Source organism: Phyllobacterium sp. MT110, assembly GCF_058792715.1.
The window spans coordinates 210,680-224,880 of record NZ_JBXAFE010000001.1 but is presented as its reverse complement, the minus strand read 5'-3'; the positions used below and the strand labels follow the sequence as shown (position 1 = coordinate 224,880).

At 59.8% G+C, this 14,201-nt stretch carries 16 protein-coding genes; 4 read left to right on the top strand and 12 right to left on the bottom strand.

Features of this window, described 5'->3' with window-relative positions; all coding sequences use genetic code 11:
* Position 1: 1 nt before the first annotated feature.
* The 4 genes from dxs to AC1Q5O_RS01100 all read right to left on the bottom strand — a co-directional run bounded on the left by dxs (position 2) and on the right by AC1Q5O_RS01100 (position 4,198).
* Positions 2-1,921, bottom strand: coding sequence for a 1-deoxy-D-xylulose-5-phosphate synthase (dxs, locus tag AC1Q5O_RS01115; protein ID WP_346306388.1), 1,920 nt, complete (start codon positions 1,919-1,921; stop codon positions 2-4).
* A 102-nt stretch (positions 1,922-2,023) separates the two neighbouring features.
* Positions 2,024-2,947, bottom strand: coding sequence for a pirin family protein (locus AC1Q5O_RS01110; RefSeq protein WP_492561626.1), 924 nt, complete (start codon positions 2,945-2,947; stop codon positions 2,024-2,026).
* 65 nt (positions 2,948-3,012) lie between these two features.
* Entirely contained in the window at positions 3,013-3,267 is a 255-nt protein-coding gene (locus AC1Q5O_RS01105; protein ID WP_105736989.1) for an exodeoxyribonuclease VII small subunit, read from the bottom strand.
* Between the two features lie 4 nt (positions 3,268-3,271).
* On the bottom strand, positions 3,272-4,198 hold the full coding sequence (locus AC1Q5O_RS01100) for a histone deacetylase family protein (RefSeq protein ID WP_492561625.1): 927 nt from the start codon (positions 4,196-4,198) through the stop codon (positions 3,272-3,274).
* A gap of 249 nt (positions 4,199-4,447) precedes the next feature.
* Here AC1Q5O_RS01100 and AC1Q5O_RS01095 point away from each other — a divergent pair, with 249 nt between their 5' ends.
* Complete coding sequence (locus AC1Q5O_RS01095) at positions 4,448-5,491, top strand: hypothetical protein (protein ID WP_492561624.1); 1,044 nt, start codon at positions 4,448-4,450, stop codon at positions 5,489-5,491.
* Positions 5,488-6,165: a hypothetical protein gene (locus AC1Q5O_RS01090; protein WP_492561623.1), complete on the top strand. Its 678-nt coding sequence runs from the start codon at positions 5,488-5,490 to the stop codon at positions 6,163-6,165. The genes AC1Q5O_RS01095 and AC1Q5O_RS01090 overlap by 4 nt, the downstream gene beginning before the upstream one ends.
* On the opposite strand, the gene AC1Q5O_RS01085 is transcribed toward AC1Q5O_RS01090, so the two are convergent.
* A complete protein-coding gene (locus AC1Q5O_RS01085) occupies positions 6,140-7,423 on the bottom strand; it encodes a cystathionine gamma-synthase family protein (protein ID WP_492561622.1) in 1,284 nt (427 codons plus the stop codon). The two genes, AC1Q5O_RS01090 and AC1Q5O_RS01085, sit on opposite strands and share 26 nt — an antisense overlap.
* 125 nt (positions 7,424-7,548) lie before the next feature.
* On the opposite strand from AC1Q5O_RS01085, the gene AC1Q5O_RS01080 reads away from it, so the two are divergent.
* Positions 7,549-8,007, top strand: coding sequence for an Lrp/AsnC family transcriptional regulator (locus AC1Q5O_RS01080; RefSeq protein WP_492561621.1), 459 nt, complete (start codon positions 7,549-7,551; stop codon positions 8,005-8,007).
* 155 nt (positions 8,008-8,162) lie between these two features.
* Here AC1Q5O_RS01080 and AC1Q5O_RS01075 read toward each other — a convergent pair whose 3' ends face one another.
* Genes AC1Q5O_RS01075 through aroC form a run of 3 tightly spaced genes read right to left on the bottom strand, consistent with a single transcriptional unit; the run spans position 8,163 to position 10,696 of the window.
* Positions 8,163-8,453 carry a helix-turn-helix domain-containing protein gene (locus AC1Q5O_RS01075; RefSeq protein WP_492561620.1) on the bottom strand — a complete coding sequence of 97 codons (291 nt, stop codon included), beginning with the start codon at positions 8,451-8,453 and terminating at the stop codon, positions 8,163-8,165.
* A gap of 20 nt (positions 8,454-8,473) precedes the next feature.
* Positions 8,474-9,577, bottom strand: a complete 1,104-nt coding sequence (gene ribB / locus AC1Q5O_RS01070) for a 3,4-dihydroxy-2-butanone-4-phosphate synthase (protein ID WP_229490889.1) — start codon at positions 9,575-9,577, stop codon at positions 8,474-8,476.
* 24 nt (positions 9,578-9,601) lie between these two features.
* Positions 9,602-10,696 carry a chorismate synthase gene (gene aroC / locus AC1Q5O_RS01065; protein WP_492561619.1) on the bottom strand — a complete coding sequence of 365 codons (1,095 nt, stop codon included), beginning with the start codon at positions 10,694-10,696 and terminating at the stop codon, positions 9,602-9,604.
* Positions 10,697-10,867: 171 nt separating this feature from the next.
* Between aroC and AC1Q5O_RS01060 the strand changes: the two genes are divergently transcribed.
* Complete coding sequence (locus tag AC1Q5O_RS01060; RefSeq protein WP_182547647.1) at positions 10,868-11,122, top strand: DUF1344 domain-containing protein; 255 nt, start codon at positions 10,868-10,870, stop codon at positions 11,120-11,122.
* A gap of 33 nt (positions 11,123-11,155) precedes the next feature.
* Here the strand turns inward: AC1Q5O_RS01060 and AC1Q5O_RS01055 are convergent, their stop codons facing one another.
* The 4 genes from AC1Q5O_RS01055 to AC1Q5O_RS01040 all read right to left on the bottom strand — a co-directional run bounded on the left by AC1Q5O_RS01055 (position 11,156) and on the right by AC1Q5O_RS01040 (position 14,170).
* Entirely contained in the window at positions 11,156-11,746 is a 591-nt protein-coding gene (locus AC1Q5O_RS01055; RefSeq protein WP_492563053.1) for a histidine phosphatase family protein, read from the bottom strand.
* A gap of 13 nt (positions 11,747-11,759) precedes the next feature.
* The gene (gene fabI, locus AC1Q5O_RS01050) at positions 11,760-12,578 is read right to left on the bottom strand and encodes an enoyl-ACP reductase FabI (protein ID WP_091880942.1); all 819 of its coding nucleotides are present in this window, start codon (positions 12,576-12,578) and stop codon (positions 11,760-11,762) included.
* Positions 12,579-12,688: 110 nt separating this feature from the next.
* Positions 12,689-13,603, bottom strand: a complete 915-nt coding sequence (locus tag AC1Q5O_RS01045) for a DnaJ C-terminal domain-containing protein (RefSeq protein WP_492561618.1) — start codon at positions 13,601-13,603, stop codon at positions 12,689-12,691.
* 216 nt (positions 13,604-13,819) lie between these two features.
* Positions 13,820-14,170: an RT0821/Lpp0805 family surface protein gene (locus AC1Q5O_RS01040; protein ID WP_464662912.1), complete on the bottom strand. Its 351-nt coding sequence runs from the start codon at positions 14,168-14,170 to the stop codon at positions 13,820-13,822.
* Positions 14,171-14,201: the final 31 nt, after the last annotated feature.

Here is a 14,201-nt window from a genome sequence, read left to right as displayed (position 1 = left end):
CCTATGCCCTGGCCGGTGCTGCCAGATAGTCGCGGCCGAACGCACCGAAGACGGTCTGGACGATGCCGGCCCGGTCGAGCCCCGAACGCGCATACATGGCTTCCGGCTTGGCGTGATCGAGATAGAGGTCCGGCAAGGTCAGAGTGCGGACCCGCAAGCCATGGTCAAGCAGACCGTCGCGGCTGAGGAAGTGCAGGACGTGCGAGGCAAAGCCGCCAATGGCCCCCTCTTCCACCGTCACAAGCACCTGATGCTCGCGCGCCAGACGGCGGATCATGTCTTCATCCAGCGGCTTGGCGAAGCGGGCATCGGCAACGGTGGTGGAAAGCCCTGCGGCATCCAGCTCATCGGCAGCCGCCAGGCATTCCTGCAGGCGCGTGCCGAAGGAGAGCAATGCGACCTTGCTGCCTTCGCGGATGATGCGGCCCCTGCCGATCTGCAGGATCTGTCCGCGTTCGGGCAGATCGATGCCGATGCCGTCGCCGCGCGGATAGCGGAACGAAATCGGACCCTCGTCATATTCCGCAGCTGTGCGCACCATGTGGCGCAGCTCGGCCTCGTCGGAGGCTGCCATCACCACGAAACCCGGCAGGGCTGCGAGAAAGCCCGTATCGAACGAGCCTGCATGGGTCGCGCCGTCGGCGCCGACCAGACCCGCGCGGTCAATCGGGAAACGCACGGGGAGATTCTGCAGAGAAACGTCATGCACGACCTGGTCGTAGCCGCGCTGCAGGAAGGTGGAATAGATCGCTGCAAACGGCTTGAAACCTTCCGTCGCGAGGCCCGCGGCAAAGGTGACGGCGTGCTGCTCGGCAATGCCGACGTCGAACACCCGGTCCGGAAAGACTTCGCCGAAGAGATCGAGCCCGGTGCCACCCGGCATGGCGGCGGTGACGGCGACGATCTTGTCGTCGTGGCGGGCTTCCTCGATCAGGCTCGTGGCAAAAATCTTGGTATAGCTCGGCGCGTTCGCAGGCGGTTTGGCCTGAGCGCCGGTGATAACGTCGAATTTGTTGACGCCATGATACTTGTCGGCGGCGGCTTCCGCCGGGGCATAGCCCTTGCCCTTCTGGGTGACCACGTGAACCAGCACGGGGCCATCCATCGTATCGCGGACATTTTTCAGAACCGGCAGGAGGTGATCGAGATTGTGCCCGTCAATCGGGCCGACATAGTAGAAGCCGAGTTCCTCGAACATCGTGCCGCCGGTCCAGAAACCGCGCACATATTCTTCCGAGAGCCGGGCTTTTTCCTGCAGGAATTTCGGCAGTTTCTTCGCCAGCTGCTTGGCGGTCTCGCGAATGGAGCGGTAGGTCCGGCCGGAGACCAGCCGCGCGAGATAGGCACTCATGGCGCCCGTGGGCGGCGCAATCGACATGTCATTGTCGTTGAGGATCACGATCAGCCGCGCATCGAGCGCGCCGGCATTGTTCATCGCCTCATAGGCCATGCCCGCCGACATGGCGCCATCGCCGATGACCGAGATCACATTGCGCTTGATGCCCGAGAGATCGCTGGCAACCGCCATGCCGAGGCCGGCGGAAATGGACGTCGAGGAATGGGCGGCGCCAAACGGGTCGTATTGGCTTTCGCTGCGCTTGGTGAAACCGGAAAGCCCGCCCTCCTGCCGCAGCGTGCGGATACGGTCGCGGCGGCCTGTCAGTATCTTGTGCGGATAGGCCTGATGGCCGACATCCCAGATGATCCGGTCATGCGGCGTATCGAAAACGTGATGCAGCGCAACCGTCAGCTCGACAACGCCAAGACCGGCTCCCAGATGGCCGCCGGTGGTCGAAACGGCATCCACCAGCTCCGCCCGCAGCTCCTGTGCCAGTTGCGGCAGGTCGGTCTCCGGCAAGGCGCGCAAATCCGCGGGGATTATGACGCGGTCGAGCAGCGGTGTTTCCAGTTTTTTCGCCAAAGCACAGGTTCCAGTTCCAAGGTCAATTCTTGCCAGAAGGCTGGCGCTTCCTAGATGAATTCCGCCGAAGCAGCAAGCAGTCCAGCCTTCCCGCTGCGCATGTCAATTTTCAGGCAGAGGGGTGAATTCTTCCTCGTCGCCCGGCACGATATCGAAGCGGCCCGAGCGCCATTCCTCTTTCGCCTGTTCGATCCGCTCTTTCGATGACGAGACAAAATTCCACCAGACATAGCGCTTGGATGGCATGGTCGCGCCGCCGAACAGCATGAAATGCGCGCCCTGCGGTGCCGATACGACAATTTCGTCTCCGGCGCGGAAGGCCAGCAGGCGATCGGCAGGAAAACTCTCGCCCGAAATCTCTACCGACCCATCCAGCGTATAGATTGCCCGCTCTTCCGCCGCATCCGCCGGTATCTGGATATGCCCGCCCGGTTGCAGGCGGATATCGACGTAGAGTGTCTCGGCATGCTGCTTTACCCGCGATCCCGCGCCATGGAATGTTCCCATGACAACGCGGGCTTCCGTGCCGGCCTCGCGCAGCACCGGCAGTTCGCCCGCCGCCGTATTGGCAAAGGTGGGGTCGATTTCCTCGAGATGATCGGGCAGCGCCAGCCATGTCTGCAGGCCCGATATGGGCAGCGGCTGGGTGCGCAGCTCTTCCGGCGAGCGTTCGGAATGGACAATGCCGCGGCCGGCGGTCATCAGATTGACGTCGCCCGGCCGGATGACCATTTCGGTGCCAAGACTGTCGCGATGACGGATATTGCCGTCAAAGAGATAGGTGACCGTCGACAGGCCGATATGCGGGTGCGGCCGGACATCGAGCGCATCGGTGGGACGCAGGATGGCCGGTCCCATGCGGTCAAAGAAAATGAACGGGCCGACAAGCCGCCGCTTGGCGGTGGGCAGCGCGCGGCGAACCTGCAGGCCGCCGACATCGCTCGTGCGCGGGATGATCAGCGTTTCAATCGAATCAACGGCCGTGGTGTCGCCGGGTTGCGGATCATTGCCGGGAAAAAAGCTCATCAACGCTGCTCCAACTCATCGGAGCCGCATCATAGCGTCTCGCAGCCCGGCTGAACAGCCGCGGTCTATTCCGGGTCGAGCGGCTCGGTGCCGGCGGGCTGGCCGTCGCGGCCCAGCCGGATTTTTTCGACCTTGTCCTCCGCGGCGCGCAACAGCGTATCGCAATGTTTTTTCAGGGCTTCGCCGCGTTCATAGATGCGGATCGACTGCTCAAGCGGCACATCGCCGCGCTCGAGATCATCGACAATCTTTTCCAGTTGATCGAGCGCCTGCTCGAAGCTCATGGCGGCGATATCGGCATTGGGTTGTACATCGGCCATGGTTTCAACCTTTCATCAAACGTTTGATATGTGCGCCGGCAGACAGCGACATGCCCTTGAGGTCGTAGCCGCCTTCCAGCAGGCTGACAAGCCGGTTCGACGCGTACTTCCCAGCTCTTTCCAGCAAAACGCCGGTGGCCCAGTCGAAATCATCCTCGTCCAGATTGATCTCGGCCAGGGGATCGCGATGATGCGCATCGAAACCGGCCGAAATGATGATCAGGTCCGGCTGGAAGCTGTCGAGCGACGGCAGGATACGCGTCTTGAACGCCTCGCGGAAATCCTCGCTCCCGGTCTGGGGGGCGAGCGGCGCATTGACGATATTACCTGCGCCCGTTTCATCCCGGGCGCCGGTGCCGGGATAGAGCGGCATCTGATGGGTCGAGCAGTAAAGCACGGACGGGTCTTCCCAGAAAATGTCCTGCGTGCCATTGCCGTGGTGCACATCCCAGTCGACGATGGCGATCCGCTCCGCCCCATGCGCCTTCTGGGCGTGGCGGGCGGCGATGGCCGCATTGTTGAACAGGCAAAAGCCCATGGCCCGATTGCGCTCCGCATGGTGGCCCGGCGGGCGCGATGCGACAAAGACATTGTCCGCCTGGCCGGTAAAGACATCATCGACCGCCGCATTGGCCGCGCCGATGGCGGCAAGCGCCGCTTCCCAGCTTTTCGGGCTGACGGAGGTATCGGCATCGACCCGGGTGATTCCCGCGTCCGGAATGGCCTCACGGACCCGCTCGAGATAATGATCCGGATGGGCGTAGAGGATGGTTGCCGCGTCGCCCGGCGGCGCCAGCGCCCGGTCCAGGGCATCGAACACACTGTCCTCCAGCACCTTGTTCAGCGCCCGCAGCCGGTCCGGCCGCTCGGGATGGCCAACGGGCGTCAAATGCTCGAGATAGATCGGGTGCGTATAAAGACGGGTGACCATATCGGCTTTCTGCAACTGTAAATGGACATCGGCACAAGGCTTGGGTTGCGCCGGGAGAATGTGCACAGACACCGCGCTTCGCACAAGAGCCAAAGCAGCGGACCTTGCATGGTTTTCCCGAACTTCGGGCGGGATCAATGGCGCCACCACGCCTGAAATTTTGCATATTTCAGCGAAAACCTCGACCAATGTCTAATTGACGGCCTCCCACCCGATGTAGGAATATTATCCCTTTAAAGGATAGTATTCATGAATTTGCACAATGAACATTCTTCCAGACACCTCCGGCTCCGCTGGCATCTTTCCGCCAACGCGCTCCAGCTCAAGGCGCTGAAACTCGCACCGCCCAACAGCCTGCGCAGCGATCAGTACCGCCAGCTCGACTATCAGCGCGCCTTGCTGGAGGCCGAACTCAGGCTGCAGGAGGAAATCGATCTCCTGCGGAAATACGATCCCGACCAGCCGCGCGAGCCAGCCGGAGTACCGGAGGGTGGACAGTGGATCAGTATTGGGGGAGGTGCTGCGGCCGGTCGTTTTGTTCAGGGCAGCGATCCAGTTCCTCCAGAGCCTACGCCTTACGGGAATGGCGGGAATGCTGCGAAGTTTCCCCTGTTGAGATTCCCTAAAATGGGACTATGGGGCGGCCTTATCACCGCATTCGAATTTCTGAATGATCCAGAATTTGCCTACCCGCTGGAAGAGGCTCTTGACCGTTACAATTCTGCGGTCGCGGTCAAGGACAACGACACAATTCCGTCGATCACATTTCGTGCGCACGCGTTTGATACCGGCAGCAGCCCGCAACGCGTGTTTGCCACCATGAAGGAGCTTGAGCGGGACGAAGCCAGTAAACTTTGCCCCAAGTACACGACCGTCCAAACACAGACCGATATTGCAGCCTTTGCGGCCGGGCCAAGATCAACATACAAAAGCCCTGCAACCTACGGCACTGCGGTCCATACCCATCTCGAACACCAAATAAGAGCAATGGAAGATCCCGACTTGCAGGCTGAAAGATCGTACATGAAGTACCACGACGAGATGCCAAAGGGATCATACCACCATGGCGAGGTGACCCGCGGGAAGGCTGATTCTCTTCGGATAGATGTCTTTGAAAAGGCCAGTCCGAAACTGGTCTGTGTTTACGACGTTAAAACTGGTCCCACTCGCTTAAGTCTGCGCCGCATCAAGGAGATTTCCTATGCCGTTGCCAAAAACTTCGGACCATTCGGTTTCACGATCATTGAAATGAGGCCAAAACAAAAAGCCCACAAGGGGGGCGCTCGACCATGACAACAGGCGCTGAAATTCGCAAGATGGTAAAACCATTGCTCGAACGTCACGATGATCTGGCAATGGTCGGGCGTTTCATGGTCGTCAAACCCATTCACCACTTTCGACGCGGCGTCTACATCGATTATTGCAGAAATCCGTGGATGTTTGATCCAAGAACCGTCGTTGCTCTCCTGATTCCGCCAAGTGACGTCATCACATTGGGGTTTGGCGATTTCCTTTCTGATCCCAAAACAGGATATTGGGACGCTACGAATCCGGACTCCGTTCAGCGGCTTTTCGATCTGCTCGAAGAAAAGATTCTGCCAAAGCTTCGTTCCACAACGACATTTGAACATTATCGAGCACTGGCAACACAGTACGAGGCTTCCGGTGACTATTATGACTGGGATCGCTTCTTTGAAATGCTGGTTGCGACGGCGACAGGCAATCTGGACCTTGCTCAATCCATCGTCGAACCATTGCCGGGCATGCAACACTATCTCGCGCGATTGGCGCCGTCCTTCTGCCCGGCCCTACTGGCGCGGGACCGTGTCGAAATCGCCAGGATTCTGCACGAATGGGAGGCGCTGGCTGTCCAGAAATGCAAACTGGAGAAATTCTGGGAGCCAACGCCCTTCCCGCTGGAAGTGATCGAGGCTCCGCCGGTCAGGCCGCCGCCAGGGCCTGGGTAAGATCGGCGATCAGATCGTCGGGGTGTTCGATGCCGATCGACAGCCGGATGGTCGAATCGAGCACGCCGATCCGCTGGCGCACATCCACGGGCACGCCGGAATGGGTCATGGTGGCGGGGTGGCTGGCGAGGGATTCGGTGCCGCCGAGGCTGACCGCCAGCTTGAGGATTTGCAGCGCATTCAGGAACTTGAAGGCTGCGGGCTGGCCGCCGCGAATATCGAACGAGAAGGTGGAACCGGCACCGGTGCATTGTGCGGCAAAGGTGCGGCCGAGCGGTGAGTTCGCATCGTGATAGGGCAGATAGTGGATTTTTTCCACTTTCGGATGATCGCGCAGGAAATCCGCGACGGCAAGCGCATTGTTATCGGCCTTTTCCATGCGGATGCTCAGGGTTTCCAGCGAGCGGCCGAGCATCCAGCAGGAATGCGGGTCGAGCTGCGTGCCGATGGCACCGCGCAGCGCCTTGACCTGTTTCATCACGGCCTTCGAGCCGAGCGCCGCACCGGCGATCAGATCGGAATGGCCGCCGACATATTTGGTCAGCGAATACAGGGAGATGTCGGCGCCGTGCTCGATCGGGCGCTGGAAAACCGGTCCGAGCAGGGTGTTGTCGCAGGCGATCACCGGCGTGTGCCCCTGCTTTTTGCCGATGGCGTCGGCAATGCGGCGGATCATCGCCACATCGACCAGGCTGTTGGTCGGGTTGGCCGGCGTTTCGATGAGGATGATGGAGACGCGGCCCTTGCTCATCGCCTCATCGGCAGCCGCCTGCACCGAGGCTTCGTTGACGCCATCGGCAAAGCCGACGGCAGCCACGCCCATATTGAGGAACGTCCTCGCCAGCAGGGTTTCCGTGCCGCCATAGAGCGGCTGCGAATGCAGCACCGCGTCGCCCGGGCGCACGAAGGCCAGCAGGGTCGTCGCAATGGCCGACATGCCGGAGGAGAATAGCGCGCAGCTTTCCGTGCGCTCATAGACAGCCAAGCGGTCCTCGACGATTTCGCTGTTGGGGTGGTTGAAACGCGAATAGACGAGGCCGGCACCAACGCCGGCCGGCGGCTCCTTGCGGCCGGAGACGAAATCAAAGAAATCGCGGCCTTCCTCGGCGGATTTGAACACGAAGGTCGAGGTCAGGAACACCGGCGGCTTGACCGCACCTTCCGACAGTTCCGGATCGTAGCCATAGTTCAGCATCAATGTTTCAGGATGCAATTTGTGGTTGCCGATATGGGTTTTGGACGGATGGGGAGCGGCCATGCGAATCTCCTCGCGTGAGGGGTGGGGTGCTATCAAGCAAATTATATCAAATGCTGGGATCAATCCTTGCTTTTTACGATCAAATTGCATTGATTGACGCTAACAATTGCCACGAATGAGAGATTATGACGCAGAAAATTGCTGACGAGACCGACCGGCGCATTCTCAGGGAATTGCAGGCGGATGCGCGGATCACCAACAACGATCTGGCCGAGCGGGTCGGACTGTCCCCTTCCCCCTGCCTGCGCCGGCTGCGGCGGATGGAGGACGCCGGAATCATCCGGGGGTACACCGCCCTTGTCGATCCCATCATCGAGGGCTGGACCATGGCCGCCATTGCCACGATCCGGCTCAGCCGCCAGCACGAGGATGAGATCGTCATGTTCGAGGAGGCGATCCGCGGCTGGGACGAGGTGCTGGAATGCCACCTTGTCACCGGCTCGCGCGATTATGTGCTGAAAGTCATGTGCGCCGGGCTGGAACACTATGAGCGCTTCATCAAGGAAAAGATCGCCCGGCTGAAATGCGTCGCCTCCATCGAGACCAGCTTTGTCATGAACACAATCAAGGAGCGGCGGGTTTAGGGGGTTCCTGTTGCAGGGCATAACAGTTCATGGTTCCATAAGCTCAGCAAGCACATTGGTGCGTGGTTCGACAAGCTCACCATGAGGGAGGGTGAGGATTACAGGGAGCTATATTCTGCAACGTCTAAGATTAGCTTTGCAGACCACTCCCTCCCTCATGGTGAGCTTGTCGAACCACGCACCACGCAAGAGGAGTTTGCAGCCCATGAATAAACAAAGATCGAACCAACACGCCATCCGGCTTCGCCAAGCAGCGCTGCAACGTCGCAATGCATTGCTGTTGCAACCTGCTCGGCGGTTTCCAGCGTAACATTCATCCGGCCCGCTTCCATGCGACTGACGTAAGCCTGGTCTGCGCCAATGCGCATCGCCAGTTCTTCCTGCGAGATGCCCAGGGCACCCCGTCTTTCCTTCACAGCCAGACCAAATCGCTTCTTGATGTCCATAAGAGGCAGGAAGCCACGTGTCAGATAATATCCGTCCGCGTGATCTGGATGCCAAAGCCTTCGAGACCGACATAGTGCCGCTCACGGGACGACAAGAGACGGATCGAGGTGATGCCGAGATCTTTCAGGATCTGCGCGCCGAGACCGATCTGGCGCCATTCTTCCTCGCGCACCTTGGCTTCCGCATGCGCCTCGCGGTCCTGCAGCGTGGCGCGGTTGCGGTCGTCATCGCGGCCGACACCGACGGAGCCTTCACGCAGGTAGACGATGACACCGCGTTTTTCCTCGGCAATGCGCTTCATGATGCTGTCGAGCGTGTTGCGCGCACCAAAGACGTCGCTGAGAATGTCCTCGCGCTGCAGGCGCACAGGCACGTCCTCGCCGTCGCGGATATCGCCGAAAACAATGGCCGCGTGGTGCATCGGCTCCCACGGCAGCGCATAGGTGATCGCCTTTGCCTGCCCGGCGCAGGTATCGATCTCATATTCGCCGATGCGCTCGATCAGGGTTTCCTTGCGCTGGCGGTAGGCGATGAGATCGGCCACCGTCACCTGGTGCAGCTTATGCGTTTCGGCAAAGCTTGCCACCTGCGGGCCGCGCATCACCGAACCGTCGTCGTTGACGAGTTCGCAGATGACGCCGACCGGCGGCAGGCCGGCGAGCTTGCACAGATCAACGGCAGCTTCCGTGTGGCCGGAGCGCATGAGCACGCCGCCCTCGCGCGCGATCAGCGGGAAAATGTGTCCCGGACGCACGAAATCGGCAGCGCCGGCATTGGGATTGGCGAGGTTGCGCACGGTCAGGGTGCGGTCATCGGCGGAAATGCCCGTGGTGGTGCCGTGCTTGTAGTCGACGGTCACGGTGAAGGCGGTGGAATGCGGCGCGTCGTTCTCGGCCACCATCGGCGCCAGATTGAGGCGCTTGGCGTGGTCGCGCGGCATGGGCGTGCAGACGATGCCGGAGGTGTGACGCACGATGAATGCCATCTTCTCCGGGGTGCAGTGCACCGCCGCTACGATCAGGTCACCCTCGTTCTCGCGCCCGTCATCATCCATGACAACGACGATTTCACCGCGTTCGAACGCACGCAGCGCATCGACGACCCGTTTCTGATTGTAAGCCATGTATGCGCCTCTTGATTAGATGCTTTAGATGCGGCCGGTCTGGCCGCGATGTCTGAGATAATGATCGGCAATCGCGCAGGCAACCATGGCTTCGCCGATGGGGACAGCGCGAATGCCGACGCAGGGATCGTGACGGCCCTTGGTCATCACATCCACCTGTTTGCCATCGGCGTCGATGCTCTGGCGCGGGGTGAGGATGGATGAGGTGGGCTTGACAGCAAAGCGCGCGACGATGGGTGCGCCGCTGGAAATGCCGCCGAGAATGCCGCCTGCATGATTGGACAGGAAAATCGGTTTGCCGTGATTGTCCATGCGCATCTGGTCGGCGTTTTCCTCGCCGCTCAGCGTGGCCGCTGCGAAACCATCGCCAATTTCGACACCCTTTACCGCATTGATGGACATGAGATAGCTGGCAATATCCTGATCGAGCTTGCCGTAGACGGGGGCGCCGAGCCCGGCCGGCACGTTTTCAGCGACGATTTCAACGACGGCGCCGATGGAGGAACCCGCCTTGCGGATACCGTCGAGATAACCGGCGAAGAGGTCGACGGAGCCGGGGTCCGGCGTGAAGAACGGGTTGTTGTCCACCTCGTCCCAGTCCCAGCGGTCCCGGTCGATCGTGTGAATGCCCATGCCCACCAGCGCGCCGCGCACGATCAGCCCAGGCACAACCTTGCGGGCAATGGCCCCGGCGGCAACGCGCGCCGCGGTTTCGCGCGCCGACGAGCGCCCGCCGCCGCGATAGTCGCGGATGCCGTATTTGACATCATAGGTGTAATCGGCGTGGCCGGGACGGTACTGGCGGGCGATATCGCCATAATCCTTGGAGCGCTGGTCGGTGTTCTCGATCATCATCGAAATCGGCGTGCCCGTGGAGACCATGGTGACGCCGTCATCCTGCAGCATGAAGCCGGACAGGACTTTCACCTGATCCGGCTCGCGCCGCTGGGTGGTGTATTTCGATTGGCCGGGCCTGCGTTTGTCCAGATAGGCCTGAATCTCGGCTTCGGTAAAGCTGATACCGGGCGGACAACCATCGACCACGCAACCAAGCGCGATTCCATGGCTTTCACCCCAGGTGGTGACACGAAAAAGATGACCGAAAGTATTATGCGACATGAGATTACCCGGCGTTATGTCAGGGGGTTTTATGAGCGTTTACGCCTGTGGTCAAACCCGCCGCTGAAATTCCTTCGTCCACCACGAAAAAAGCAATTGTTTTGCCACAAATGCGCGCTTTAAGGTGACGGACAAATCGACCACCAGATTTTGATTAAAGAGGATATCAAAATGCGTTTCATCGTCGCGACCTTCATGTTCGTCGCTTCCCTGCTTCCGGTCGGCGCGCTCGCTGACGATGCGCAGGGCACCATCACCAAAATCGACGAAGACAATTCGACCATTACGCTCGACGATGGCAAGGTCTACAAGCTGCCGGGCGAATTCGACTTCAGCGCCATCGACAAGGGCATGAAGGTTACGATCATGTTCGACCTGGTCAACAAAGAGCGCTTCATCACTGATATCGAAGAATCGGTGCAATAAGCACCTGTTCCTCACAAGCCGAGGCCTGGATGGTTACATCCAGGTCAGATTGCCCTTCTCAAGGCGCAGAATTTTATCCTGGGTGATGGCAAGGTTCGCCGCATCATGGCCATCAAGGCCCTCCACCATCTGGAAAATCGTGCGCATGCAGCCGCCATGCGTCACGCATACCGTCGGCTCCCGCACTTCTGACAGCCAGTTCCCTATCCGTATTGCCAGAATGGCGTAACTTTCGGCCGTAGGCCCCGGCGGAACAAAGTTCCATTTGTCCCGGGCGCGTGCGGCCACAAGGTCGGGAGACCGGGCTTCGATGTCTTCCAGCATATAACCTTGCCAAGCACCGAAATTCACCTCCATGAGGCGGGCATCGGTGCGGTAGGTCCAGGGATCGATCCCCATGCGGGTTCTGATGCGCTCCATCGTATCGCGCGTGCGGCGCAAGGGGCTGGCGACAAAGTCGAACCCCGCTCCCTCCCCGATCAGGGATTTGAGCATATCGCCGTTGCGTGCGGCCTGCTGCTGGCCGCGCGCATTGATATCGACGTCTTCCTGCCCCTGGATTCGCTCGGACACGTTCCAGTCCGTCTCGCCGTGACGCGAGAAATAAACAATCGAGTCCGGCAGATGCACTTTGGAGCTAGTCCTTGACGACAGAGATATCCGGCGCGTCCACAGCCTTCATGCCGACGACATGATAGCCGCTGTCGGCATGGTGAATTTCGCCCGTGACCGAACGGGACAGGTCGGAGAGGAAATACAGGCCGGCATCGCCGACTTCCTCGATGGTAACGGTACGGCGCAACGGGGCGTTGTACTCGTTCCATTTGAGGATGTAGCGGAAATCACCGATGCCCGACGCGGCCAGCGTCTTGATCGGACCGGCGGAGATCGCATTGACGCGGATATTGTCCGGGCCGAGATCCACAGCCAGATATTTCACGCTGGCTTCCAGCGCCGCTTTGGCAACGCCCATGACGTTGTAATTCGGCATGACCTTTTCCGCGCCGTAATAGGTCAGCGTCAGGATCGAGCCACCATCGGTCATCAGCTTTTCCGCGCGCTTGGCAACGGCCGTCAGCGAGAACACCGAAATCAGCATGGTCTTGGTGAAATTCGCTTCTGATGTATCGACATAGCGGCCGGTCAGTTCGTCCTTGTCGGAGAAACCGATGGCATGCACCAGAAAGTCGATCTTGCCCCACTTCTCTTCCAGAGCGGCAAAGCACGCATCGATGGTCGAGGCATCCGAAACATCGCAATGGCCGCACAGAAAAGCCCCGAGTTCCTGCGCCAGAGGCTCGACACGCTTCTTCAGCGCATCACCCTGATAGGTGAAAGCAAGCTCGGCACCGGCATCATGGGCCGCCTTGGCAATGCCCCAGGCGATCGACCGATTATTGGCAACGCCCATAATAAGTCCGCGTTTACCTTGCATCAAACCAGTTTTGGCGGTCATTTACCAACCCTTCACGAAAGACATATGATTGATTTGCGGTATCGCACAGCCCGCGCCGGGCTTCAAGCATCGTGTCAGTTTCGTCAAGGATTTTCGGGAACCGTTGATTTTCAGAGACTCGAATCGCGCAGAAATGCTTCCAATGCCGCATCACCATGCTCGGGCAACATGACGCGAACATGAACAAAGAGATCGCCGTGACCATCCGGCTTTTTCGGCAAACCCTTGCCTTTCAGGCGCAAAACCCGGTCAGAACTGGTCCACGGCGCTATTTTCACCGCCACACGGCCATTCAGGGTCTCGACTTCCTGCCGGGAACCGAGTGCCGCATCGCGCACCGACACCGGCAGGTCGAGATGCAGGTCGTGGTCTTCCACCTTGAATTTCGGGTGCGGCCTGAAACGTATCGTGACCAGCGCATCGCCGGGTGTTCCGCCGGGAATGGCCTCGCCCTGCCCCTTCAGGCGAATCGTTTGACCATTTTCAACCTGCGCGGGCAGCTTGATCGCCAGCCTTTTACCGTTTGGAAAAACCGCTTCAACCTTCTCGGCGCCGACAGCCTGCTCAAGCGTCACGTCGATGGTGGCCTGGAGGTCCGTGCCCTTGCGTGGTCCTGCGCGGCGCTGTCCGCCGCCGAAAGCGCCGGCGCCCTCGCCGAAGAGGCTGCTCAGAATATCTTCAGCACCAAAACCGGCCGTGCTGCGGTAGTCGAATCCGCCGGACCGCGCACCGCGTGCACCGCCAAAACCGGCGAAGGGATCGCCACCGCCGGAAAACCCTTCGAAACCCTGCGGCGCCCGCTGCTTGCCCTCGGCGTCGATCTCGCCCCGGTCAAACTGGCCGCGACGTTCCTTGTCGCCGATGATCTCATAGGCCTGGTTGATCTCGGAGAAATTTGCCTGCGCCTTCGGGTCATCCTGGTTCTGGTCAGGATGATATTTCTTGGCGAGCTTGCGAAACGCCGACTTGATTTCTTCAGGCTTCGCCGTCTTGGCGACGCCCAGCACGGTATAAGGATCGCGCATGTGTGTGCCCTTCCTAGTGGAACGAATGTGACATTCGCATATTCCTCGTCATGTACAATGGGATGCGAACGTCACATTCGTTCCACTGGCATAAACGGGGTGCGTTGGGGATTTGCCCGTTATATGCGCATCAATAGGAAGAAATTCCAGACTTTCTGTCAAGAAATCTGCAATCGCTGCCCGGTTCCATCGAAAATATCATTCAGTTGCAGAGAATCAAATCGGCGCGAAGGATTTCAGCGTCCATTGTCCGCCATCCTGCATGCAGGTCTCACCCTTGTAGAGCATGACGCCGTCAAAAGATTCGCGCGATGTCTGGAATTCACGGCAGAGCCCTGTCTCGGTCTTCTTCTCGGCGATTGCCGTGATCGTGCCCTGACTGCCGGTCTCCGGATTGGACCATGGCAGCGGCTTGTTGCCCCATTGGGTGAAATTCAGCGCGGAGACGATATTGCGGACCGTCGACTGGTCGGCGGCACCCTTGGCATCCACCTGCGGCGCTGGAGCAACCGAACCCGTCACCGTCGCCTTGTCCGGGACCGCGCTCTCGACGCTGAAGCTTTTCATGGCACAGCCGGAGAGAAGACAGAGCACAAAA